At 51.2% G+C, this 22,206-nt stretch carries 26 protein-coding genes; 14 read left to right on the top strand and 12 right to left on the bottom strand.

What is annotated here, in order from left to right:
- A partial coding sequence (locus HZB34_09190; protein MBI5316132.1) for an IS110 family transposase occupies positions 1 to 115 on the top strand: 115 nt, incomplete at its 5' end.
- Positions 116 to 308: 193 nt separating this feature from the next.
- Here HZB34_09190 and HZB34_09195 read toward each other — a convergent pair.
- The 3 genes from HZB34_09195 to HZB34_09205 form a co-directional block, all read right to left on the bottom strand.
- Positions 309 to 710 (bottom strand): PIN domain-containing protein, encoded by a 402-nt coding sequence (locus HZB34_09195; GenBank protein ID MBI5316133.1) that lies wholly within the window; start codon positions 708 to 710, stop codon positions 309 to 311.
- An 850-nt stretch (positions 711 to 1,560) separates the two neighbouring features.
- Entirely contained in the window at positions 1,561 to 2,046 is a 486-nt protein-coding gene (locus HZB34_09200) for a DUF3368 domain-containing protein (protein MBI5316134.1), read from the bottom strand.
- The gene (locus HZB34_09205) at positions 2,039 to 2,290 is read right to left on the bottom strand and encodes a UPF0175 family protein (protein MBI5316135.1); all 252 of its coding nucleotides are present in this window, start codon (positions 2,288 to 2,290) and stop codon (positions 2,039 to 2,041) included. The genes HZB34_09200 and HZB34_09205 overlap by 8 nt, the downstream gene beginning before the upstream one ends.
- 434 nt (positions 2,291 to 2,724) lie before the next feature.
- Between HZB34_09205 and HZB34_09210 the strand changes: the two genes are divergently transcribed.
- The 13 genes from HZB34_09210 to HZB34_09270 all read left to right on the top strand — a co-directional run bounded on the left by HZB34_09210 (position 2,725) and on the right by HZB34_09270 (position 17,631).
- A protein-coding gene (locus HZB34_09210; protein MBI5316136.1) for an IS3 family transposase occupies positions 2,725 to 3,851 on the top strand; the annotation gives its coding sequence in 2 pieces (ribosomal slippage) (positions 2,725 to 2,977 and positions 2,977 to 3,851; 1,128 coding nt in all).
- Positions 3,852 to 4,008: 157 nt separating this feature from the next.
- Positions 4,009 to 4,713, top strand: coding sequence for a class I SAM-dependent methyltransferase (locus HZB34_09215; GenBank protein MBI5316137.1), 705 nt, complete (start codon positions 4,009 to 4,011; stop codon positions 4,711 to 4,713).
- 42 nt (positions 4,714 to 4,755) lie between these two features.
- Entirely contained in the window at positions 4,756 to 5,973 is a 1,218-nt protein-coding gene (locus HZB34_09220) for a glycosyltransferase family 4 protein (GenBank protein MBI5316138.1), read from the top strand.
- 200 nt (positions 5,974 to 6,173) lie between these two features.
- Positions 6,174 to 7,604 (top strand): oligosaccharide flippase family protein, encoded by a 1,431-nt coding sequence (locus HZB34_09225; GenBank protein ID MBI5316139.1) that lies wholly within the window; start codon positions 6,174 to 6,176, stop codon positions 7,602 to 7,604.
- Between the two features lie 14 nt (positions 7,605 to 7,618).
- Positions 7,619 to 8,953, top strand: a complete 1,335-nt coding sequence (locus HZB34_09230; GenBank protein MBI5316140.1) for a hypothetical protein — start codon at positions 7,619 to 7,621, stop codon at positions 8,951 to 8,953.
- An 86-nt stretch (positions 8,954 to 9,039) separates the two neighbouring features.
- Positions 9,040 to 10,197, top strand: coding sequence for a glycosyltransferase family 4 protein (locus tag HZB34_09235; protein ID MBI5316141.1), 1,158 nt, complete (start codon positions 9,040 to 9,042; stop codon positions 10,195 to 10,197).
- A gap of 179 nt (positions 10,198 to 10,376) precedes the next feature.
- Positions 10,377 to 11,477, top strand: coding sequence for a glycosyltransferase (locus tag HZB34_09240; protein MBI5316142.1), 1,101 nt, complete (start codon positions 10,377 to 10,379; stop codon positions 11,475 to 11,477).
- Between the two features lie 559 nt (positions 11,478 to 12,036).
- Entirely contained in the window at positions 12,037 to 12,459 is a 423-nt protein-coding gene (locus HZB34_09245) for a putative colanic acid biosynthesis acetyltransferase (protein ID MBI5316143.1), read from the top strand.
- A complete protein-coding gene (locus HZB34_09250) occupies positions 12,456 to 13,556 on the top strand; it encodes a glycosyltransferase family 4 protein (GenBank protein MBI5316144.1) in 1,101 nt (366 codons plus the stop codon). Before HZB34_09245 ends, HZB34_09250 begins: the two co-directional genes overlap by 4 nt.
- A gap of 97 nt (positions 13,557 to 13,653) precedes the next feature.
- Positions 13,654 to 14,520 (top strand): FkbM family methyltransferase, encoded by an 867-nt coding sequence (locus HZB34_09255; protein ID MBI5316145.1) that lies wholly within the window; start codon positions 13,654 to 13,656, stop codon positions 14,518 to 14,520.
- A gap of 114 nt (positions 14,521 to 14,634) precedes the next feature.
- On the top strand, positions 14,635 to 15,468 hold the full coding sequence (locus tag HZB34_09260) for a glycosyltransferase family 2 protein (protein MBI5316146.1): 834 nt from the start codon (positions 14,635 to 14,637) through the stop codon (positions 15,466 to 15,468).
- Positions 15,469 to 15,486: 18 nt separating this feature from the next.
- Positions 15,487 to 16,719: a glycosyltransferase family 4 protein gene (locus tag HZB34_09265; GenBank protein MBI5316147.1), complete on the top strand. Its 1,233-nt coding sequence runs from the start codon at positions 15,487 to 15,489 to the stop codon at positions 16,717 to 16,719.
- Between the two features lie 153 nt (positions 16,720 to 16,872).
- Positions 16,873 to 17,631, top strand: coding sequence for a hypothetical protein (locus HZB34_09270; protein MBI5316148.1), 759 nt, complete (start codon positions 16,873 to 16,875; stop codon positions 17,629 to 17,631).
- A 981-nt stretch (positions 17,632 to 18,612) separates the two neighbouring features.
- Here the strand turns inward: HZB34_09270 and HZB34_09275 are convergent.
- The 9 genes from HZB34_09275 to HZB34_09315 form a co-directional block, all read right to left on the bottom strand.
- A complete protein-coding gene (locus HZB34_09275) occupies positions 18,613 to 19,011 on the bottom strand; it encodes a HEPN domain-containing protein (protein ID MBI5316149.1) in 399 nt (132 codons plus the stop codon).
- Positions 19,001 to 19,339, bottom strand: coding sequence for a nucleotidyltransferase domain-containing protein (locus HZB34_09280; GenBank protein ID MBI5316150.1), 339 nt, complete (start codon positions 19,337 to 19,339; stop codon positions 19,001 to 19,003). The genes HZB34_09275 and HZB34_09280 overlap by 11 nt, the downstream gene beginning before the upstream one ends.
- A gap of 265 nt (positions 19,340 to 19,604) precedes the next feature.
- Positions 19,605 to 19,904 (bottom strand): HigA family addiction module antidote protein, encoded by a 300-nt coding sequence (locus tag HZB34_09285; protein MBI5316151.1) that lies wholly within the window; start codon positions 19,902 to 19,904, stop codon positions 19,605 to 19,607.
- 13 nt (positions 19,905 to 19,917) lie between these two features.
- Positions 19,918 to 20,118 (bottom strand): type II toxin-antitoxin system RelE/ParE family toxin, encoded by a 201-nt coding sequence (locus tag HZB34_09290; GenBank protein MBI5316152.1) that lies wholly within the window; start codon positions 20,116 to 20,118, stop codon positions 19,918 to 19,920.
- A gap of 63 nt (positions 20,119 to 20,181) precedes the next feature.
- Positions 20,182 to 20,580 carry a type II toxin-antitoxin system VapC family toxin gene (locus HZB34_09295; GenBank protein MBI5316153.1) on the bottom strand — a complete coding sequence of 133 codons (399 nt, stop codon included), beginning with the start codon at positions 20,578 to 20,580 and terminating at the stop codon, positions 20,182 to 20,184.
- On the bottom strand, positions 20,577 to 20,813 hold the full coding sequence (locus HZB34_09300; protein MBI5316154.1) for an antitoxin family protein: 237 nt from the start codon (positions 20,811 to 20,813) through the stop codon (positions 20,577 to 20,579). The genes HZB34_09295 and HZB34_09300 overlap by 4 nt, the downstream gene beginning before the upstream one ends.
- A gap of 238 nt (positions 20,814 to 21,051) precedes the next feature.
- Positions 21,052 to 21,240, bottom strand: a complete 189-nt coding sequence (locus HZB34_09305) for a hypothetical protein (protein ID MBI5316155.1) — start codon at positions 21,238 to 21,240, stop codon at positions 21,052 to 21,054.
- Positions 21,241 to 21,481: 241 nt separating this feature from the next.
- Positions 21,482 to 21,781 (bottom strand): HigA family addiction module antidote protein, encoded by a 300-nt coding sequence (locus tag HZB34_09310; protein ID MBI5316156.1) that lies wholly within the window; start codon positions 21,779 to 21,781, stop codon positions 21,482 to 21,484.
- A gap of 12 nt (positions 21,782 to 21,793) precedes the next feature.
- Positions 21,794 to 22,078, bottom strand: a complete 285-nt coding sequence (locus tag HZB34_09315) for a type II toxin-antitoxin system RelE/ParE family toxin (protein ID MBI5316157.1) — start codon at positions 22,076 to 22,078, stop codon at positions 21,794 to 21,796.
- Positions 22,079 to 22,206 lie beyond the last annotated feature (128 nt).

The raw sequence follows: 22,206 nt of genomic DNA on the forward strand, positions 1-22,206 counted from the left end.
AGGGAAAGCGAAGAAAGTGGTACTCACCGCCTGCATGCGCAAGTTGCTGACGATTCTCAATGCGATGCTGAAACATCGGACGCCCTGGCAAGAAGTGGGGGCACACCATGCCTAAATCTCAAGACAGTTGCTGACACCGTTTCTTCGCCTAGCTTATTTCTCCAGACAGCCACTTCTCCAGACCAGACAGACAAGACAGACCATTTCAACCTGCCTCCGTCGCACGCACGACTAATGATCCCCTCTTCAACGACCCTCTATTGGGCTGATTCACGGTCTTGGGTTTGGATGTTTGACGACCTATTTTGTTACGCAGGGAGAATCGTAAGGCTTGAAAAGTACCGGCGGAAGAATCCACGATCGCGGGTAAGGAGTCGATCAGCTTCATGAAAGGCATGTGCACCAATAAGAAAATCGGCCAAAATGCGCTGGCGCTTGCCACCAGCCTTGCGATAGGCCGCATGCGCAACCCCGGCTGTGTACGCATGGTCAGCTGTAAATGGAGAAACACGAATGCGGACCTGCTGTAGCCAGCCATCAAGCTCATCACGATTTCGAGCCTGAGGAACCAGCTCAGCATAGACTGCAGGAGAAATAATCAAGGAACCTTGCTGGTAGGCTTGAAGGAGTAGCGCTTCTGATCGATCGACATGTTTGGGATCGTTGGCCAGGACATCCAATAAGACACTGGTATCTAGGGCCGTGATCATCGCCCTCGTATGGAGTCGAGGTAGCGATCCACGTCGACGGGGTGCGCGGCAACGCCCCTCAGCTTGCGAAACGGGTTGGCCTGTTCCTTGTTCCGCGCTGCGGTCTTCAATCCAACGCGGCGGCGGGTAGGCGGAACTGTCGCTCGTTTTTTCTCAGCGCTCCGCATGGATAGCCCTTCTCCAATAGTGACTCTCCGAAAAGAGTATCTCGTACCACGCACCGAGTGTCAATCTTTCCCCAGCCGCCTCAACCTTCCTTATGCCTCCAACTTTCCTCCCCGCAACTTGAGCCCTGAACCTTGAAACCTGAAATGTGGAACATGAAACTCGCCACCCTATCCTCCAACATTCTTCTCCTCACTCACCACTTGCCACTGACCACTGACTACTCACCAATTTTGAGCCCTTCAGCCTGTACCCCTTACCCCCATATCCTCTACCCCTGCTACCCCCGACTTGCCTCCTCCGCCCTCCAACGTTCCTCCCGCTCCCCCCCCACTTCCTACTTCCTACTCACCACTTACTACTCTCAACCTCAACCTTCCCCAATCCACCTTCGGCCTTCAGCCTTCAGCCTTTCTCCATGCCTCACCCTCAACCTCAACCTCTCTTCCTGCCTCCCCCCTCAACCTTCCCCCAGTCGCCTCCAACCTCTAACCTCCAACATTCTGTCCCCCCACTCACCACCGCCCCTTACCCCTCACCCCTAACCCCTCACGTCTGCCCCCCTTCCCCGCTCAACCTTAACCTCAACCTCAACCTTTCTTCTTGCCTCCACCCTCCAACGCTCTTTGCCCCTCAACCGCAACCTGAACCTTGTGGGCTCATCCTTTCCGTCAACCAACAAGGATTACTCCTGGGCGCATGCCAAGATTCTCCGTTGCACGACCTTGCTGAGGTGAAAACCCAACCGTGATAATTCGTCAAGAACAGGTTTCACCGCAGGAAGATACCCCTCACTTTTAGCCCGTAAGAGGACACCTGCAGTTCCTGTCAATCGTATATTCCGCTGGATCGCGATCTCGCGCGCATAGCGATCATCCAGGATCACCAAGCTATCTGGCTCCTCAAGAGCCAGAGTTAGGACTTCTGTTTCACCAGAGCCTAGATCGGAAATCAGCGGGAGTACATTCTGGGTGCGAACGCGGTGAACTTCGATCCAATCGTATTGAGTAAGAACGGGCACATCTTCCCCCTGGTCGCGCCCCGCGAGTAACTCGGTGATCACAGCTTCCGGCACCAGGATACGGCGATACAGTTTTTGGAGGAGTGCGAGATGTCTGAGTCGGTGGAGGTAGAAGAGGGGAGACGTATCGCAAATGACCCGATCAGGCATGACGGAGGTCCTGCTTCAACTCCTCCTCTGTTTCATCGAACAGAGAGACGCCATAACGGGCGAGTGCTTGGAGGAAACTGACTCGGGAAACACCGGCGAGTTCAGCCGCTCGTCCAGAAGAAAGCTTGCCCAATTCATAGAGCTTAGCCGCCGCCGCCATTCGGATCTCACGGGAGAATTCCTCCGGCGTTTCCTTCAACGCCGCCAGCACTTCTTCCGGCATCTCGATAGAAATAGTCTTCATGGGGTGCCTCGCAGTCCTCGCTCATTTTTGGGAGCACAACGTGACTGTGAGCCTAGCAAGACAACTCCCGCTGGTCAAGTCGCGTGACATCACCAGTCCCGCCTCGAACCTCCAACCTCACACCTCTAACCTCCAACATTCCTCCCCCTCAACCTCAACCTTAGCCTCAACCTTTCCTCTAGCCTCCAACACTCTTTCCTCCCACCCCCTCCAACCTCGAACCTCCAGCCTCCAACACTCTTTGCCCCAAACACCCAATCAGTTGTGGAAACTGGCAGAATCAGATAAGTTTTCCCCATCTGGTTCATCTGGTTTCTTTCGTTTATTTGGTTTGTTTCGTTCATCTAGTTGGTCTGGTTTGACCTTCCCCCCGAAAACTAGGCCATTGGCTTGGAAGTGCCACTATGCTGAGATGGGGCCCACAGGAGGGGGCCATGACACGGAAACGGCACACGGAGGAACAGATTATTGCAGTGCTCAAGGATGCCCAGGCGGGCATTGGAGTCCAAGAGCTCTGTCGCAAGCACGGCATCTCGGATGCGACGTTCTATAAATGGCGAACGAAATATGCCGGGCTCGAAGTCAGCGACGTGAAGAAACTCCGCCAGCTGGAGGATGAAAACCGGCGCTTGAAGCAGATGGTGGCCGAGCAAGCGCTGGACATCCAGGCGCTGAAGGCCATTACCGCAAAAAACTGGTAAGGCCCAAGGCGAAGAGGGCGGCAGCTCAGGAGGTTGTCGCACGCTTTGGGCTCAGTCAACGACGGGTGTGCCAGTTGGTGGACGTCGATCGGAATACGCTACGCTACCAGAGCCGCCGATCAGACGACCAGAAACTTCGGGCGAGGGTGCGAGAGATGGCCGAGGCCAAGCGCCGATATGGCTGTCCACGGATCTATGTGTGGCTACGCCGGGAGGGGTGGCCCGTCAATCACAAGAAGGTCGAGCGGCTCTATCGGGAAGAAGGGCTCTCGCTGCGGCGCCGGGCGCGAAAGAAAGCCACGGCGGTCCCCCGCATCGAGCGCCCGCTGCCCACCGAGCCGGGACGCTGGTATGCGATGGACTTTGTGCATGACCGGCTCGTCAATGGTCGGCGCTTCAAATGTTTGACGATGACCGATCCGTACTCGAAAGAGGTGCCGGTGATTGAAGTGGATATCTCCATTGGGGGTGCCCGGGTGTGTCGGGTTCTGGATCGGCTGTTTCTCACGCGACCATTGCCGGAGACCGTGATGCTCGACAACGGCCCTGAATTCGCTGGCACCGCCTTGGCTGCGTGGGCCACTCAGCACGGCGTGCACCTGCAGTTCATCCAGCCGGGAAAGCCGGTGCAGAATGCATTTATCGAGAGCTTCAACGGTAAGTTTCGGGATGAATGTTTGAACGAGCACTGGTTTCTGACGCTGCAGGAAGCCCAGCTCGTGATTGAAGCCTGGCGACAGGAATACAATGAAGAGCGGACGCACAGCTCCATCGGGGATGTAACGCCCATGGAATTCATCAACCACCATCATAACCGGCCCCAGGCAGTACAGGAGTCAACTTCGTTGGCCGTGGTGTAACAAACGGGGGAAGGTCAGGTTCAACTAAACAAACGAGACAAACCAAATAAACCAAACAAACAAGCTTGGACAAGACCAGAGCATTTCCAAGGAAGACCCCTTTCGGTCTTCTTGGTTAAGATTTTACAGGGCGAGTGAGTAATAGGGGAGGGTTGGTATGCGGGTTCAACTGTCTGCTGGGAGAACGCATATTGAATCATTCGTAAAACGTGCGGCGGTCTCGATCACACCCAAGGCACGGATACTCGATGCGGGAGCGGGAGACTCTCCTTACAGGAGCCTATTCTCGCATTGCGTCTATGAAGCCACTGACCATTGCTTGAGGACAGAGAAAGCCTACGATAACGTGACGATAAGATGCGACATCTCCTCTATTCCTGTCGAGGATGATCGTTACGACGCTGTCTTATGCACCCAGGTTCTCGAGCATGTTCCGGAACCACTGAAGGCGCTTAAGGAACTGCATCGCGTGCTCATCCCAGGCGGAACTCTCTGGCTTAGCACACCATTCTATTTTGAGGAGCATGAAACGCCCCACGATTATTTCCGTTATACACAGTTCGGTCTACGATACTTGCTTGAGCAAGCTGGATTTCAAGAATGCCGAATTGAGTGGTTGGGGGGATATTACGGCACACTCTCTCATCAGTTGAATCTTGCACGCCACTTTTTATCACTCAAACCAAGAGATTATGGCGGAGGTGTGGTTGGGATGGCCTTCGCGCTATTGGCATTCTTGCTTAAGCCGATCTTCTTGTTTCTGGCAGTGATGTTCACGGCCTTGGACTCCCGTTACCAGTACACCGATGGTGGGCACTGCATTGACTATTCCGTGGTGGCTAAGAAACCATGCCTTGGATAGCCAGTAGCGGAGGTGGTCTACTCTATAGATGGGGTAAGGGAAGTGGATCGGTCAGAGAAACCCAAGTCCGAGACCACCATTCACGCACGCGAAGTTGCAATGCTTTGCAAGGGCGACGACGGCTATGGTGTTGCCGCTGTACTGAAACAGTATGCACAGAATGTCCCAGAATTCCACTTTGTGTGCCTTGGTCCAGGAGCCATGTATGACTGGCTTAAACAAAACGGGAATCATGTCCATCTTGTTGAGGGGCTTGCCGGCTTCACTGCAACGAGCTCTATTCAAACCCTTAGCCGATTCCCTCGTGCCATGTTTCTTGCGCGCCGAGACGCGTTGCGGCTTCACAGGCTGCTTCAAAGCCTAGGCGTAAGAATTATCCATGCTCACTGGTTGCCACAACACATGATAGCCGGTCATATGCGTAGACTAGGCTATTCATCTGTCTGGCATATCCATGGAAACATGACTTCCAGCCGGTTGTTCGGGTATGGCGTTAAGTTGAATCATTCTCTTGCACGATGGGGTGCCGACCTCCTGATTCCAGTCAGCGATTTTATTGCATCAAACTGGCGTGGGGCAGGCGTTCCGATACATACGATTCATAATGCTGCAAATGTGATTTTCGACGGGCCGAATGACCTGGAACTTAATCCGATTCGATGCGTCATCGCCGGACGCTTAATCGAAGATAAAGGTCACCATTTGGCGGTGCAAGCTGTGCTTTCGGCTAGAGCGGCAGGACATGATGTGCAGTTAGATGTATTTGGAGGACCGCTGGACAATAATTCGTACTTCGATCGGCTGAGAACATTAGCCGAACAATCCAGGCCACAAGAGTGTATCCGTTTCATGGGTTTTTCTAAAGACCTCCGGCTGCTTCACCAGTCTTATGCCCTGGGTCTTCAATGCCGAATCAGCCCCGAACCTTGCAGCGTATGGGTGTGCGAAACGCTTCTGGACGGTCTTCCATTGATTGCGTCAGATTCCGGCGGAACGTCCGAACTGGTCGAGGAGGGCATCACCGGTTTCATGTTTCGGAGTGGCGATGTAGAAGATTTGACCTCCAAGCTTATCAAAATGGCTGCTGACCTGAGTGGCCTAAAAGCGATGAGGCGGCATGCGTATGCCCGTGGTCAAAAACATTTCAGGCTTAACCGCTTTCTTGCGCAAACGTTTGAGGCGTATGAGACCTTAAGAGCAAGCCCTACGGTTGGGACAATTATGCGAATCGGCAACCACAAAGAGTCCTTACATCAGTGAAGTAAGTTAAGGGCGCTGTTTTTCCACAGTCATCAGAGTACAGATTGAGAACAGTCACGGCCTGAAGCAATAGAGCTGGATTTGGTCGATCACCGATTCCAAGAAAAAGCTACGTCAATCTCATGATCTCTTACAATACTCCTATAGAACAGTCCGACACGAAACCTTCTATACGCCTGGGCAAGGTGGCCGCAGGGGGAATGCTGTGGTCGCTTCTCGGGGCGGCAATAAGTAAAGGAGCAAGCTTTGGAGCGCAGCTGGTCCTTGGATGGCTGCTCTCGAAAGAAGACTTTGCGCTGTATGCGATCACCATTTCTTGGTCAACCGTTGTCATGGCATTGAGAAATGGCGGGACTCAGCGTCTCTTAATTCAAAAAGGCGCTCAATATGCCGATCTCGCGGCGATCTACCTGAAAATCGCTCTCATCTTTAACCTAGTCGGTTTCATGCTTCTGGCCATAGCCGCTCCGTTTCTGTCATCGTTCTATCAAAGTCCTCCCCTGACTCAAATGGTCTGGATCCTTGCTCTCACCCTCCCCCTTGGATCGGCATCGATGATTTTTCAGGCTAAGCTCTCTTCAAGCCTCGAGTTTGCCAAGATCGCGAAGCTGGCGATGTCTTCTGCAGCCCTTCGTTATACCGCGATGGTCGGATTTGCTTTGGCAGGTTTTGGCCCGATCAGCTTCGTGCTTCCGATGATTCTCGTTGCAGTATTTGAAACGGGTCTCGGATGGTATTGGGCGGGTGGATTGCCGGCTAGTCAGGCACTCACCTGGCCGATCATCCGTGGCATCTTGCGAGACGCTCGGTGGATAATGCTGACTGCATTAGCCGGCGCATTAGCTCTGAACGGGGACTACCTTGCGATAAGCCTTCTGCAGAGCAAAGAAGTTCTTGGTGTATACTTTTTTGGATTCCAGCTTAGCTTGGCACTGGTGGCACTGATTACCAGCAGCCTCGATGCAGTCCTGTTGCCCTCGTTCTCGCTCCTCAGTGGGAATTCTGTACGGCAAGAAGCCATCTTTCATAGGGGAGTCCGGTTGATGACAATCGGTGCTACGTTTGCCTGCTTTGCTCTCCTAATCGGTGCGGAGCCGCTCATTCATTATCTGTGGGCAGGGAAATGGGATAGCGCCATTCCAGTCGTTCAACTTCTTTCTTTGACCATGCCGGTCCGATTAATTATTCCCATATGCAGATCCATCTTGGAGGCACGAGGAGAGTGGAGAGTAGTGTCGTTGCTGTTCATGTCGGATGGAATAGGGATAATCGTAGCTGGGGCAGTCGGTGCATGGTGGGGCAGCCTGTTTTCAATTGCCGCGGTCGTCAGCGGCTATAATTTGATCTTCACATTGTTCTACTGCGGATCTGCTGCATTCCGGCTTAGGACTCCAATAAAGAATGTCTTTGCGCCGATCGGGCAAACTTTTGGAATTGGGCTCATAGCGGTGATGATGTGTTTCATGCTTGGGAGCTTGGGAAGGTTCGACATGACGAATCCATGGCAGGGGGCCTTGCTGCTGGCCGTCTATTGCGTTGTGTATGCGGGACTTACACGATTGTTTCTGCGAGAGAGCTTTTCAGATCTCATCAGCTTAGCCAGTGGACGTATTTCTGAGTCGCTCCATTAAGTGGATAAGCAGCTATGATCGGGTTGATTAGTTATTTAGCCATTGTGGGGAGCCTGCTTCTTGCTCTCTGGAAGTATCCCGCAGTTGCATTGGCAGGAGTACTGTGCATGTTCGGCCTAGAGCAATGGGGTCAAGCAACGCATCCTTTTTTTGCACAGAATCAGACATTTACAAATTATGCGGTAGGGGGGATTCTCCTCCTTGCGCTAACCTTCAAGCTTCTTAAGGGGCAGAATTTATTTGCAAATTACACGGCGGCTGGTTGGCTCGTGCTCGGCCTATTCAGTTATACCTTTGTCACAGCGATTTGGGCACCCCGAGCAGATTTGAGTCTGAACGTCTTGTTAAGCCGATGGCCCTACGTTTTCACAATTGTCGTCTTAACCCCAGTGATTATTTCCTCTAGAAATGATCTCCAAACATCGTTCAAAGCATTTATTCTTACGGGTTCTTTATTGACTCTGCTATTACTGATCTTCGTCCCTTGGGAGGCCCGCACGATCGTGCTCGAATACGGGCGGGGTAACCCTCTAGCAGTCTCAGGAATGGCCGGTATGGTGGCCCTGTCAGCAATACTAGCGGACCCATGGCCCTCTTCACGTATCTGGAAAATTACGAAGTGGATCGTTGCTGCACTCTGCGTGATCCTTGTTATTCGATCAGGTTCTCGGGGTCAACTATTGGGGCTGATTTGTCTTTCTGCATTGTGTTGGCCTATTAGTCGCAGAATGAAGGATGTCAAACAGTTTGTCTTTTGGATCGCCCTGGTCTTGTTCCTGACTATCATCACTACCTGGGCGCTACAAGAATTCTGGGCCAAGCAAGAAAGATACTACGCCGGAGGAAATCGATGGAGCGAGCAGGCAATGGAAGGCGCACTGTCCGGCCGTTTTGACCAGGGTTTATATCTCGTCCGTCTATGGTTCAACTCGCCTGAAACTGTTGTTTTCGGGCTCGGAAATTCAGCGTCTTATGATCCCCGTATCTTGGGGATCTATCCGCATTTTGTCCCCTTGGAAATATTGGCAGAAGAAGGGCTGATCGGATTCGCCATTTTTTTGGCGATTCTCTATGTGGCGGCACGGAATGCACTCCAATGTTCTCGGCTTGTACGCCTTGATCCCAAAGAGCGATCAATCTTTGCCGCACTTTTGGCGATGTTTCTGTATACGTTATTGCTCGCGTTTAAACAGGGCAGTTTGTTGGGGAATCTTGAGCCGTTCATGTTTGCGATCATACTGGGGAAATACGCTAAATTATGTTTATCGGACACGTCACAGGTGTATACAACCGAATTTGCAGAAGAATCTTCTCCTCAAACATTCGGCAAGTATCCAGTCCTGAGATAATGGACTGTTAACCAATATCCAGTGAACACATAGGTCGACAGCGTTTGCCCGAATCAGAGAGACAAAACACGCGCGAGGAACCAAGGGTGCTGAACATTCAAATAATCCAGCCGCTCGTTCCTGAGTACCGCGTGCCGTTCTTTGAAGCGCTCGCGCGGGACGGCCGTTACGACATCCAGGTATTCGCCAGCGCAACACTTCCTGGAACACAGAGTTTGCGATCGGCTCATATCCACCATTCATTTATTCATTTAAATCATCCCTGCAAGGCCTTCTTCGGAGATCGCGCCTTATGGCAAAAAGGGCTGATACTAGAAAGTCGCTTGACCGCGGGTGATGTATTGGTAGTGTGCGGGAATCCAAGATTCTTGAGCAACTACCCCTTGCTCTGGAATGCCAAACGCCGTGGAGTTGCAACAGTCTGGTGGGGAATCGGAACGATGCCGGGGCAGAGTTCTCTCAATGGGGTCCTGCGCCGGCAAATAATGAAATGGGCGGATGTTGTGTTGCTCTATACGGACCGAGAACGAGACGAATTCTTAAATATAGGGTTTCCTGGCAAACGTCTATTTGCCATCAATAATGCGATCGATCAAGAACCGATTCAAGGAGCGATAAAACAGTGGACGACCGAGCGCTTGCGTGAATTTCAATGGCAGGAAAATCTCCTGGATAAACGTGTGTTCCTATTCTGCGGGAGAGTCACGCCCAAAGCGCGCGTCGATTTGGCCATCCAAGCCCTCTCGCTCCTTCTGCGTGAGAACACCAAGACTCTTTTAATCATAATTGGAGATGGAGAAGAGCGATTCCACCTACAAGAACTCGCAAGACAATTGGGCGTTACAGAGTCTATCCGTTGGCTCGGTACTCTATACGATCAATCTGTGATAGCGCCATGGTTTCTTACCGCCAAGGCTTTCGTGTATCCCGGCTATATCGGGTTAAGTAATATGCATGCCATGGGGTATGGCCTACCCGTTATCACTCATCGAAACATGTCGAACCAGTCTCCCGAAGTGGCTGCACTACATGAAGGTATGAACGGTCTGCTATTTGAGGAAGGCAACGCTGAACACCTGGCAAGAATGATGCATAGGCTAGGTTCATGCGAAGAGGTGCGATTGTCAATGTCCAGACAGGCAAGTCAAACGGTGGCTGTTGAATTTACCTTGCATGAAATGGTGCGACGATTTTTGTCAGCACTAGAGGCTGCGAGTGAGAAAGTAAAATCGGGGGGTGCTTAAGAATTTTCGGTGCCATGTAGCTCTGTACTCAGGCAGGTATCATCGTGACCTAGTGATGGGGAGATTAGGAGAAGATTAGTCGCCCCTTTACGTGAATCGGAAATTGCCAGAGTTATCAAATGAAACTAGGGGTCCTTACAACTTCTGTGTCAAACAATGCTGGAGGCATTTTTGGAGCTATGGTTGGGCAGAATAAAGCTTTGCAGAGTCTCTTCGGTATGAACATTGAAGTATTCGGCCTAGAAGATGACCTTTCTGAGCGAGACGTCGTCGACTGGTATCCCGTATCGGTAAAAACCTGCATGGTAAAAGGTCCCAAGAGCTTCGGGTACGCGCCAAAACTTGTTGATACTTTGCGAGAAGCTAAACTTGATCTTGTACATGCCCACGGTTTGTGGATGTATCCGTCGGTTGCTTGCAGCAGGTGGGCTCGATTCCATCACAAGCCCTATGTTTTGACAACTCATGGCATGCTGGCTGCTTGGGCGGTAGACAAAGGACGAGCAAAAAAGTGGCTGGCTGGATGGCTTTACCAGAATGCCCAACTTCGTGACGCAGCTTGCTTTCAGGCCGTCACGATGTCGGAAGTGCGAGCAATTCGGGCCTACGGACTCTGGAACCCAATCTGCTTGATCCCGCATGGAGTAGAAGTGCCGAGCGAATCAAGCCATCTCGCAGAGCATATGGGCAGGCCGAAAGAACTTCTCTACCTGGGAAGGCTTCACCCACACAAAGGTCTTGTAAATCTTCTTCGAGGTTGGCATGCCCTTCGCAAATCAGAGAGCTCACATCTTAAAGATTGGATTTTGACCATTGCCGGATGGGGCCAGGATGGTCATGAAATCGAGTTACGAACACTTTCTAGTGATTTGGGAATTCAGGAGAACGTGCGGTTCATTGGCCCTAAGTTCGGAAGCGAGAAGACAGAAACCTTCTGCTCGGCAGATGCTTTCATCCTGCCTTCCCTTGGAGAAGCTCTTCCTGTTGCAGCATTGGAGGCATGGGCATATAAGCTCCCGGCCCTGCTCACCCCTGAATGTAATATTCCGGAAGGATATGAGACTGGAGCTGCCATACGCATCGGAACAGACCCACAGACGATTGCAGCAGGGATCGGGCAACTTATCACCATGAGCCAGACAGAGCGGCAGTCAATGGGGCTGCGCGGAAGGGACCTGGTGGAGAAAAGGTTTTCATGGCCCACGATTGCAGGACAAATCTATTCCGTTTATCGATGGGTGCTTGGAGGGGGAGTGAAGCCCGATTGTATAGTTGACTGATTAAGAGTGGTCCACTGCCGGACTCAAAGACATCCAGTTAGGTCTATGAATGAAACCGGTTCGTCACACCAGCGAACTGATCCTCCGCAAATGGGGTGGTGTTGAAGTTGTCCTGCTCCTCTCGAAATTAAGACCACCACTAAGACATTTGGACCTAAGAGATGGACATGGCAGCCACTCCACTGAGGACGGCTGAGTGATAAGACCAGGAGCCGCTTGAAAGCGTTTCGAGGGAGAACTTGCAAACCTCCATGGTTCACGGTAATGAATAAACCAAGGATAAAATAGGCCTTTTATGATGAACCGCTCCTCCGCGAAGCTAATGGAAGATCTTGAGAGAGAGTCATACCGCACCACGTAACTACGCTGAAGAACTGTATCTGCTTCTCACTGGGCACTATGTCAGATGAGCTTTCTTGTAACCAATCCAAACGCCTGCAAGCGCAAGCCATATCCACCATGGACCTATGTTGTCCGTGGTGTCTGGAACATGATTCAGACTACTGTCTGGAGGCTAGCGTGGCAAAGAATCACGTTTCTGCGACCAGGGATTCTGAAAATGTTTGGCGCGAAACTTCCATGGAGATGTCAGATTGCCGGATCTGTACGGGTTTATTTTCCCTGGGCCTTATGTGTTGGCAAACATGTTGCCATCAGCCATGGAGTCGTCTTGTACAATCTTGGCGGAATCAGCATAGGTAGTCGTGTCGTTATCTCACAGGATGTTTATTTTTGCGGTGGGACACACGACTACACCAATCCAACCTTTCCTCTAGTTCAAATGCCGATAGTCATTGGGGATGATGTATGGATTGGCGCCGGAGCATTTATAGGTCCTGGGGTGACGGTGGGCCAAGGAGCAGTAGTTGGGGCAAGGGCAGTGGTTACAAAGGATGTATTGCCTTGGAAGGTGGTTGCTGGAAACCCGGCATCAATAATCAAGGATCGACTTATTCCTCACCCTCAGAATGATTTGTCATGATCTCGGTGCTCCACATTTGCACAGATTTTTGGCCAAGCACAGGCGGGATAGAGGAGTTTGTTCTACAGTTGGCCAAGCGCTCGGACTCAGTAGGCATTAAAGCGTCAGTCTTGTGTTTTAACAGAATGAGAGGACATCATGAAAATTTGCCTGTAAAGGAAACGATCCAAGGTGTGCCCATAACAAGAATCCCTTTTCTCAACTTTAAGTATTACAAACCGACGCTGCTACCGTTGAAGCTACTCAAGGAATGCAACCTCCTCCATGTACACGGTATAGGGGCGCCATTGGATTACGTGGGTATGACAAAGTGGCTCCACAAGAAACCAATAATTCTCTCTACTCATGGTGGAATATTTCACACCAATTCCCTTCTTAGTATAAAGCGAATCTATTTTCATGGAATTGAGTCATTTATCCTCAATGGAGTAAACGTTGTAGTGGCGTGCAGCGAAAGTGATAGGGCCCTATTTAAACAGATATCTGAACGGGTTATTCTTCTGGAAAATGCTGCCGATGTCACTGTCCTACTTCAATTGTGCATGGATGCCAAAGAAAATGGGCGCTGCCTATATGTTGGGAGACTTTCAGAGAATAAGGGTATCCCCGCCCTCTTGAACGCCTTTGCCGTCGCTAAGAACCTGGGAGCCCAGTTCAGTTTGCGATTAGCAGGACCGGATGAGAATGGTCATGGTAGGAAATTTGGCGAATTAGCTCACACACTTGGAATCTCCGAAAATGTTGTATTCCTTGGTAAGGTGAACCAGGATGAACTATTAGAAGAATACCATCTTGCGGAGAATTTTGTCTCAGCTTCAAATTATGAAGGTTTTGGCATTTCGGCTATTGAAGCGAAAGCCGCTGGATGTCGGTTAATCCTAAACAGCAATGATGCATTCAGAAGTCTTTTCCAACATGACCCAGCGGCTGACCTCGTAGATTTTTCCGATTTTAGCACGACAGGAAAGAAAATATCTTTGGCCCTGTCAAATAGGCCTAATCCTGTGGTGATCAGCAAAAGAAATGATGCTATGAGGTTTTCTTGGGAAACTAAAATTATGGAATGGAGAGACCTGTATTTCAAATACCATCAATAAGTCGAAGAGTCATGTGAAACGTTCCATGGGGGACAAAACGGCCGCTAAGCAAAAAGACTGAACCGACCAAGACATAAAGGTATATATGATCACAAGTATGCAGGAAGTAATAGCAAGGCCTCCTGGGATGAGCAGGTTCCCGTTCTATGTTCATAAGGAAAATGACGTTTTTATCTCTGAAAAGATCCGTCGGTCCGGTATGTGGGAGCCGTTCGAGACCATTCTTATTCTCTCATTGCTATCCCCAGGTGACCAGTTTATCGATATTGGCGCAAATATCGGATGGTACACGATTCTAGCAGCATTACGAGTCGGTGAGCGAGGTCATGTATTTGCTTTTGAACCTGACAAGGCGAACTTTGAGATCCTCTGTGCCAATGTTAGGGGCCAACAACTTAATTGCGTATCCCCTGAAAATAGAGCTCTAGGTAGGAATATCGGGAGGGGGATGATAATACGATCAGCGATTAACCAGGGAGATCATAGAATTAGGGAATTCGCGAGTTTCGGTGCGGGAAAGAACTCGGTAGAGGAAGTCGGCATTGTTCCTTTGGATGACTATCTTGCCCAGGCAAATATTTTCAACATTGCGAGACTTCGGGTAGTAAAGTTAGACGTTCAAGGTTTCGAGCATGAAGTATTAGCTGGAGGAAGACAATTGTTCTCAAACCTACCTCATCGCACACTTTGTTTTATCGAATTCGACCCGGTACTCCTTTCTGATCATTGTTCGGGCAGCTGTTCCGAGTTTGTTGAAATGCTGGAAAACATGCAACGTGATATTTTTGCGATTCGCCGTCCGCTGTGGCGGCTACAAAAGCTTTCCATCAAAGATTTGCATCAAGAATGTTTGAAAACCAATTCAAAGAGCCAGGATTTGCTCATTGCCCATCGAGATTGCGCGTCAGACTTGCACAGGGCTCTACCATTAATTCCCAGATTTCTAACATGGTGGAATTACTAGCCTGCAGATCGCTCTGAGACGGTTCGTGTGTCTCATAAACATCGGCAGTTCGTTCTGGCAGGATTCTACATTTCGCTAAGTCGATTATTGTGCGCTCGCAGGGAAGGGTGACGGATGAGTGTTTCGGTCATGATTCTTACGTACAACGAAGAAATGAACCTGCCCTTATGTCTTTCTTCGCTTGAATGGAGTGACGATATCGTTGTCATCGATTCATTTAGCACTGACCAAACTGAGCACATCGTAAAGGAGGCTGGTGCCCGCTTTTACCAAAACAGATTTGACAGTTTTGCCAGCCAAAGGAATTATGGATTGCAAGAGATTTTCTACAAACACCCCTGGGTACTCATGATCGATGCAGATGAGTTTGTGCCCAATAACTTGGCAGAAGAAATTAGGTCAAAGGTTTCGCAGTGCGATGCTACAACCCATCTCTTCAAAATGCGTCGCAAGGATTACTTGCTAGGGAAATGGATCAAGCGGAGCAGCGGCTACCCTACCTGGTTTGAACGACTAGCAAGAATAGGACACGTTTCAGGGGTCCGACGAGGTCATGGAGAGGAATATTATACGGATGGGACTGTGGGCTTTCTAGATAACTGTCTTCACCATTACCCATTCAATAAAGGCTTTCATTCATGGATGGAAAAACATAATCGCTATTCCACTGCTGAAGCGGAATTGGCAATTAAGAATGGGCCTTCGAATTGGAGACTCTCGGACCTCGTAGCTTCCGATGCCGTTCAAAAGAGGAAAGCATTGAAAGCATTGGCCTATTCTCTGCCCGCCAGACCTCTATTTATATTTAGTGCGTTGTACTTTGTTCGCGGGGGTATCCTTGAGGGGCGTGCGGGGTTAACGTTTTGTTTGCTGCGAGCCTTCTACGAGTTCATGATTGATTGCAAATATTATGAACTTAGACGTCGACAGCAATGCCTTCCACTCTAGCCGCAACAAAATCCAACCGTGACCAAACTCATTTTCACCAATAGGTTTTTTTACCCTGATCATTCGGCCACCAGCCAACTGTTGAGCGATCTTGCTTTTTATTTAGCCAAGACCGGGATAGCAGTTCACGTGATTACAAGCAGACAGGTCCACGACGATCCTAATGTAACTCTCCCAAGCCAAGACTTTGTTCACGGGGTGCAAGTCACACGCCTGTGGGCCACACAGTTTGGGCGTCAGAACTTGCCTGGACGCACCTTGGATTATCTGACTTTTTATCTCAGTGCTGCCTGGAGCCTGTTCACCTTGGTCAAGTCGGGAGACGTGGTCGTTGTCAAAACTGATCCGCCGTTGATCTCAGTCGTGGCAACCGTAGTCGTAAAAATTCATAGAGCGAAGTTGATCAATTGGATCCAGGACCTGTTCCCTGAAGTCGCCCGAGCGTTTGGGGTAGGGGGATTAAATGGGCTTGAGGGCCTGTTGCAGTCTTTACGGAATTGGTCTCTTCGAGCAGCCTATAAGAATGTGGTCATTGGCGATGGAATGGCGGGCAAGCTGACTGAGGAGGGCATTGAACCTAATACCATACAGGTCATCCATAATTGGGCCGATGGCTCTGGGATTCGACCAGTTGATCGAGAGAAGAATGACCTCAGAAAAGCCTGGAATCTTGGGAACAGATTTGTTGTAGGCTATTCGGGAAACATGGGGCGCGTACATGAATTTGGCACGATTCTTGATGCTGCCGAGCGACTAAACCCGTTAGCCAACGTCCTGTTCCTTTTTATTGGGGATGGTGCACAGCGACATCGGCTAGAGGAGGAGACAAGGCGGAGGGGGCTTAGGAATATGATGTTCAAAGCCTATCAGCCAAGGGAGCTACTGGGGCTCAGTCTTACGGTACCAGACATTCACCTCATCTCGCTGGAACCCTCGATGGAAGGGTTAATTGTCCCTAGCAAGTTCTATGGCATCGCAGCGGCAGGGCGGCCGACTATCTTTATTGGCAGCAAGAACGGTGAAATCCCGCGTATACTTGAACAAGGACAATGTGGCTTTTCAGTTAAGAAGGGGCAAGCTGAAGAACTCAGTCACGTTATCCGCGATCTTGCCGATCACCTTGATAGATGTGTGAGTCTAGGTGAACGTGCACGTACTCTGTTTGATCAACGGTTTGATATGAGACATGCCATGTCCGCGTGGGAAGCCGTTCTTGATGGAGTAACAAGGCCTGTATCGGCACGACCGTAATCTACTGACGATGAAGTAACAGGAGTGACGAATATGCGACCATTCACGATAGGCTTCTCTATAGCAGGTGTAGTGATAGGTTTTGCATTAACTGCTTCGATTGCTTTGGGTCAGTCTCCTCCTAACTCCAAGCCCTTTGTTATATTCGATGCTATGGGCTATTTGAATAAACCGGATCTCTCAGTCTATGGGATTAAACCCATCACACTCCACGGCGGAGCCTCGCTCGGACCTGACTGGTATAAACAGGCTGACCGTCTTCCACTTATTGAGTTCGTGCAGGCTGCGGCACAAAGAGCCCACCAGAAAGGTGCTCCCGTCGTCCTCGATATTGAGCATTGGCCGCTCCAGGGCCCACCGGATATCGTGCAATCCAGTCTCCAGAAATATATGACTGTACTGACATGGTTTCAGAATGCGGCGCCTGGCTTATCAGTCGGCTACTACGGAGCACCACCAATCAGGGACTATTGGCGCGCCGTCAAGGGACTAACCAGCCCAGAGTATCAGGCTTGGATGGGTGAAAACGATCAGCTCCGCCCTCTCGCTAACGCAGTGCATGTGCTCTACCCCTCCCTCTATACGTTTTATCCAGATCGAGCAGGCTGGAGAACCTACGCTATAGCCCAGATTGCGGAGGCGCGGCGCTATGCAGGAGGGAAGCCAGTCTATGTCTTTCTATGGCCGCAATACCACGACTCCAATGCGACACTTAGAGGCACTTATTTGCCGGCGGCTTATTGGTTGCTTGAGTTACAAACAGCCAAGCAATATGCTGACGGCATAGTCATCTGGGGTGGATGGCAGATGAATTGGGATGAAGAAGCTGAGTGGTGGAGGATCACGAAAGATTTTATGACGGCTGCACCTAATGCACAGCCTGCTGCACCGCTTTCGCCTGTAGTACGCTGAGCCTGTAGGCGGGGCCGTTGGAGGTGTGAGGTTCGAGGTTCGAGGTTGGAGGCATGGGGAAGGTTGAGGCTAAGGTTAAGGTTGAGCAGGGAGGGGGATGAAGAAGGTTGGAGGTGGGAGGTTGGAGGTGGGAGGCGGTTTGGGAAGGTTGAGGTTGAGGTCGCGAGTGGCAAGTGGTGAGTAGTCAGTGGTGAGTGGTCATAAATTAGTGAGTGGTAAGTTGTGAGTAGCGAGTGGGGGGCTGGAAGAAAGGTTGAGGTTAAGGTTGAGGGGGGAAGAATATTGGAGGTGGACAATTGCGATGGAGGTGATGCGGCTAGAATCCCAGCGCGAAGAGGCACGCGGAGCGAAGCTCCGACATCTTTCGCGGACTCAAGGTGGTAATCACTGGACCAATTTTGCCCTTGGGGACCGTTTGGATGTGATCGAGGTTTACCGCGCAGTCACGAGACATGCCATCCGCCTCGGTTAAGAGGACCTCGCCTGCTCTTCTTCCCAGACGCTGAACTCCCCTTTCACGACGGGCTTTCGCCTATATCCCTCCCGGTGTTTCTTTTCCATTTCTTTCACCTGAACCTTTCCGAGGGCGGCTCGAAGCGCTTCTCGGGCGAACGCTGACCGGGTGGTTCCTCCCAAGTCATAGCTATTACAATAGTCATTATCCTATACATGCAGAGAAGATGCAATTAATGGTGAGTGGCCAGTGGTGAGTAGGGGGGGGACGTGAGGGGTTAGGCGTGAGGCGTAAGGGGGCAGTAGTCAGTGGAAAGTAGGAAGTGGGAAGTGGGGGGAAGGGGGTTGGGGGAGGTTCTGAGTTATGGGTTGGAAATTAGGAATTAGGAATGTGGAATTATGAATGAGGGGTTGGAGGATGAAGAGCGGAGTTTCAAGTTGAGGCTAGTGCTACATAAACCGGACAAGTTAACTTGTTATCGACAGCCACGTGGTTAACACACACCCGAAAAGCCTGGATATACAGCGTCAGGGGTTTGCAGATGGAGGGAGTGTTCCACGAATCACTTGGCGGACCTTCTCCGCTATGAGAACGGCCTCTCGTGCCGTCGGCTGAGGTGGCCAGAACTCTGCATCGTATCGGAGCTCAACGGCGTAGGCCGTCAGCTCTGTGAGATCGAGCATGGATAATTCAGGCATGGACTCCATTCCCACACAGAGACGCTGGAGTTCTTCAAGGTCGTGCGTACGCGGGATGGCCTGCTCATGCCAGGCTAGATACGCTTTCAAGTATTTTTCGCAAGCCTGCTGCGCATGGAAACACGCAGTGTCATAAGGTCCTTCGCTCACGAGTGTGCGCCGGGCATCGGCCAGATCACTATCACCTTTTCGGATCAAGCCTTGGACCAGCGTCGCTCTATCTTTCATAGAGAACTTTACCTTCAGCGAGCGCGGACGAAATAAACGCATTGGGCACAGCCTTCCATTCCCGCACTTCCTCAGGAGTCCAGACGACGATGTCTTTCGCAGGGAAAAGCCCACACAAGGCGCGACGGTATCGAGCTGACCTCGCATACCGCGGAAGATCGGAGTCTTCGACGATCAGAAGGTCGAGGTCGCTGTCCGGCCGAGCCGTGCCTTTCGCACGGGAACCAAAGAGCACAATTTTTTGAGGGAAGCCTACTGAAAGAATGCGCTGGACCACGACTGTCAGCAATGCTTCAGTGACAGGGGGGAATGCAAGGCTCGGCGGCATGCCTCTCAAGCTAGCATAGCCACGCACGGGTCACAAGCGGAAGATCAGGCGCGGGATGTAGATCGGCTAGGAGTTCCACAGGCTGAAGGGCTCAAAATTGATGAGTGGTAAGTGGGCAGTGGTGAGTAGCGAGTGGGGGAAAGAAAGTTGGAGGCGGCATGCGCGCGAGACGGGCGGGACAAGCGAGAAAGGCGCGACGCGAGGGAGTCCGGTTGGAGGTTTGAGGTGGGAGACGCTCGGGAAAATACCGGCCTCCGACCTGTCATCAAGCTGAAACCAGGGTTTCCGTTACGCGTTTGACCTTGATGGTTCCAGCCTTTTTCTCCATCTGCGCCAGATCATACGCGGCCTGTAATCGCAACCATGTCTCGGCTCCACCGCCAAAGGCTTTATCCAGCCGGATCGCCATTTCTGCTGAAATGGCAGCACTGCCCCTGACGAGGTTATTAAGAGCCTGGCGGGTTACGCCCAAGGCTTTCGCTCCTGCGGCTACCGACAGGCCGAGAGGCTCCAGGCAGTCATGCAACACCGAACGCCCAGGATGAGGGGGATTTTTCATACGCATCGGGTATCTCCTGCTAGTGATAATCAATCAAATCCACGTCATATGCCATGCCCATTTCAAACCTGAAAATGATCCGCCAGTTTCCCGACACAGTGACCGACCAACACCCAGCGAGGTTCCCTTTCAGGGGATGCAGTCTATATCCCGGCAGGGCCATGTCCTGTACAGTCATGGCTTCATTTAGCCGCGCCAGTATTCGAACTACCTTAAAGATTGAGGAGGAAAGTTTCGGGTTGGGTAGGTGAACATCGAGGCATGGCTTCGATTGTGATAAGAGTTACTGGGACTCGATCGGGAGTCCCTCGATGAGTTCAAAGTGTCGGCGATTATTTGTGAGGACGGTCAGACCATGGCGTAAACCGGTCGCGCCAATAAGCAGATCGAAATCACCCACCATTTTCCCCTTGGCCCGAAGACGACCACGGTGCTGACCGAAAATCTTGCAGGTCTCTGCATCGATTCCCAAAACGCTCGCGCCGCGAAGAAAATCGTCGAGGGCCTGCTCGTTGCCCGTCGGATTGGATGAAAAATATACACCTTCATAAAGCTCCGCGAGTGAGACAACGGACAAGGCGCATCCCTGTTCAGTCAGACTGTTGAGGCGCACAACGATTGAGGGATGGCCGTTTAGGTAATGAATGACCCAATCTGTGTCGATGAGATAGCGGAGGGTCATAGAGCAGGAGCGGGGCGATTGGAAAGTAAGCGATTAGTATAAATGTTACGAATGAGCGTGTCGGCATCCACGGTGCCCTGCCACCGACCCGCACTCTTTCGAAAGGTTTCTGAGTCCTGATCTGAGGGGGAAGTGACAATTGTGACCATGATGTCCTGACCGTCCGGCAAGTCTATCTGCTCTAGGAGTTCGATCTTTCCATCTTTTATACGGGCACGTATTGTTGCGCTCATTGCGTCACTCCCGCAAGCAACATGGGGGATGAATGGCTAGCGGTCTTCATGATATCGCCCCCTATTCTCAGTCTATTCATGCCCATACGATAACCTGTACCTAAATGGCTGTCAACGGAAGAGGTACCCGTATCGAAGATGGGGTTACGAATTAGGAATGTGGAATGATGAATGAGATGGGGGGGGGGCGAGGAAACATACTGGCGATGAAGATCAAGAGGGGCGGGGACGATGAGGGCTAGAATCCCAGCGCCTGCGCTTCTTCCCAGACGCTGAACTCCCCTTTCACGACGGGCTTTCGCCTATATCCCTCCCGGTGTTTCTTTTCCATTTCTTTCACCTGAACCTTTCCGAGGGCGGCTCGAAGCGCTTCTCGGGCGAACGCTGACCGGGTGGTTCCTATACATGCAGAGAAGATGCAATTAATGGTGAGTGGTCATAAATTAGTGAGTGGTCAGTGGTTAGTAGGAAGTGGGGGGGAGTCCGGGCAGAAGTTCTGAGTTTTGAGTTCTGAGTGTTGAGTTAGAAATTGTGAATGAGGAATCGGGATTGGAGGCGAGAAAACAGGTCGAGGTTCAGGTTGAGACTGAAGGGGGAATAGGCTGAAGGCAGATAGCCGCGTGTGATAGGCGAGACAGGAGCCGAGTTGCAGATTGCAACGAAATTCCCTATGCCGTGCGACGCACCATCTTCATGGTAGGGAGCGTCCGAATGATTTTCTCTGCTTTATACTGCGCAAGTTTCACATCGTATAATCCCTGGAGATTCATCCAGAATTGCGAACTCGTGCCGAAGAAGTGTGCGAGACGCAAAGCAGTATCCCCGGAGATTGCGCGACGACCGTTCAGAATTTGTGTAATGCGGCTGGCAGGCACCTGCAAATGACGAGCAAAGGCCGCGGCAGTCATCTCCAACTCACGCAGTTCTTCAGCCAAGTGTTCGCCTGGATGAATGGGTCTCGATGTCATCATCTTGCCCCTTCAGTGGTAATCGACAATTTCCACATTGACGGGACCTGTTGACCCTTTGGGCCACTGGAAGCAGATCCGCCACTGGTCGTTAATCCGAATGCTGTACTGCCCCTTACGATCACCCTTCAGGGCTTCAAAGCGGTTGCCTGGCAAAACGGCAAGATCGTGCAGGCTCATGGCTACTTCAAGCCGATCTAATTTAAGTCGGGCCGCATGTTCAAACCTTGTAAATGCCTTGACCCATTTCCCTTGTGCAAAGTCTGCGGTACGGCGATCGGCGTAACTCAGAATCACGCTGTATTGTAAGAACTGCTATGTGTGGCGTCAATAAGAGAAGCTCCGGTGGCGGGAGGGGAAGAATGTTGGAGGAGGAGGGAGGGTGGGGGTGGAGGCTGAAAATTGGTGAGTAGTAAGTGGCGAGT

It is taken from the genome of Nitrospirota bacterium (assembly GCA_016219645.1).
Taxonomy (GTDB): domain Bacteria; phylum Nitrospirota; class Nitrospiria; order Nitrospirales; family Nitrospiraceae; genus Palsa-1315.

What these genes read in the sequence shown, in the direction of transcription:
- HZB34_09275 (MBI5316149.1), bottom strand. Translation starts at nt 19,011, where the DNA reads ATGAAAGATAGAGCGACGCTGGTCCAAGGCTTGATCCGAAAAGGTGAT.
- HZB34_09230 (MBI5316140.1), top strand. Translation starts at nt 7,619, where the DNA reads ATGATCGGGTTGATTAGTTATTTAGCCATTGTGGGGAGCCTGCTTCTT.
- HZB34_09245 (MBI5316143.1), top strand. Translation starts at nt 12,037, where the DNA reads ATGTTTGGCGCGAAACTTCCATGGAGATGTCAGATTGCCGGATCTGTA.
- HZB34_09255 (MBI5316145.1), top strand. Translation starts at nt 13,654, where the DNA reads ATGCAGGAAGTAATAGCAAGGCCTCCTGGGATGAGCAGGTTCCCGTTC.
- HZB34_09250 (MBI5316144.1), top strand. Translation starts at nt 12,456, where the DNA reads ATGATCTCGGTGCTCCACATTTGCACAGATTTTTGGCCAAGCACAGGC.
- HZB34_09215 (MBI5316137.1), top strand. Translation starts at nt 4,009, where the DNA reads ATGCGGGTTCAACTGTCTGCTGGGAGAACGCATATTGAATCATTCGTA.
- HZB34_09225 (MBI5316139.1), top strand. Translation starts at nt 6,174, where the DNA reads ATGCTGTGGTCGCTTCTCGGGGCGGCAATAAGTAAAGGAGCAAGCTTT.
- HZB34_09285 (MBI5316151.1), bottom strand. Translation starts at nt 19,904, where the DNA reads ATGCGTATGAAAAATCCCCCTCATCCTGGGCGTTCGGTGTTGCATGAC.
- HZB34_09270 (MBI5316148.1), top strand. Translation starts at nt 16,873, where the DNA reads ATGGGCTATTTGAATAAACCGGATCTCTCAGTCTATGGGATTAAACCC.
- HZB34_09195 (MBI5316133.1), bottom strand. Translation starts at nt 710, where the DNA reads ATGATCACGGCCCTAGATACCAGTGTCTTATTGGATGTCCTGGCCAAC.
- HZB34_09205 (MBI5316135.1), bottom strand. Translation starts at nt 2,290, where the DNA reads ATGAAGACTATTTCTATCGAGATGCCGGAAGAAGTGCTGGCGGCGTTG.
- HZB34_09240 (MBI5316142.1), top strand. Translation starts at nt 10,377, where the DNA reads ATGGTTGGGCAGAATAAAGCTTTGCAGAGTCTCTTCGGTATGAACATT.
- HZB34_09280 (MBI5316150.1), bottom strand. Translation starts at nt 19,339, where the DNA reads ATGCCGCCGAGCCTTGCATTCCCCCCTGTCACTGAAGCATTGCTGACA.
- HZB34_09310 (MBI5316156.1), bottom strand. Translation starts at nt 21,781, where the DNA reads ATGACATCGAGACCCATTCATCCAGGCGAACACTTGGCTGAAGAACTG.
- HZB34_09300 (MBI5316154.1), bottom strand. Translation starts at nt 20,813, where the DNA reads ATGAGCGCAACAATACGTGCCCGTATAAAAGATGGAAAGATCGAACTC.
- HZB34_09200 (MBI5316134.1), bottom strand. Translation starts at nt 2,046, where the DNA reads ATGCCTGATCGGGTCATTTGCGATACGTCTCCCCTCTTCTACCTCCAC.
- HZB34_09260 (MBI5316146.1), top strand. Translation starts at nt 14,635, where the DNA reads ATGAGTGTTTCGGTCATGATTCTTACGTACAACGAAGAAATGAACCTG.
- HZB34_09295 (MBI5316153.1), bottom strand. Translation starts at nt 20,580, where the DNA reads ATGACCCTCCGCTATCTCATCGACACAGATTGGGTCATTCATTACCTA.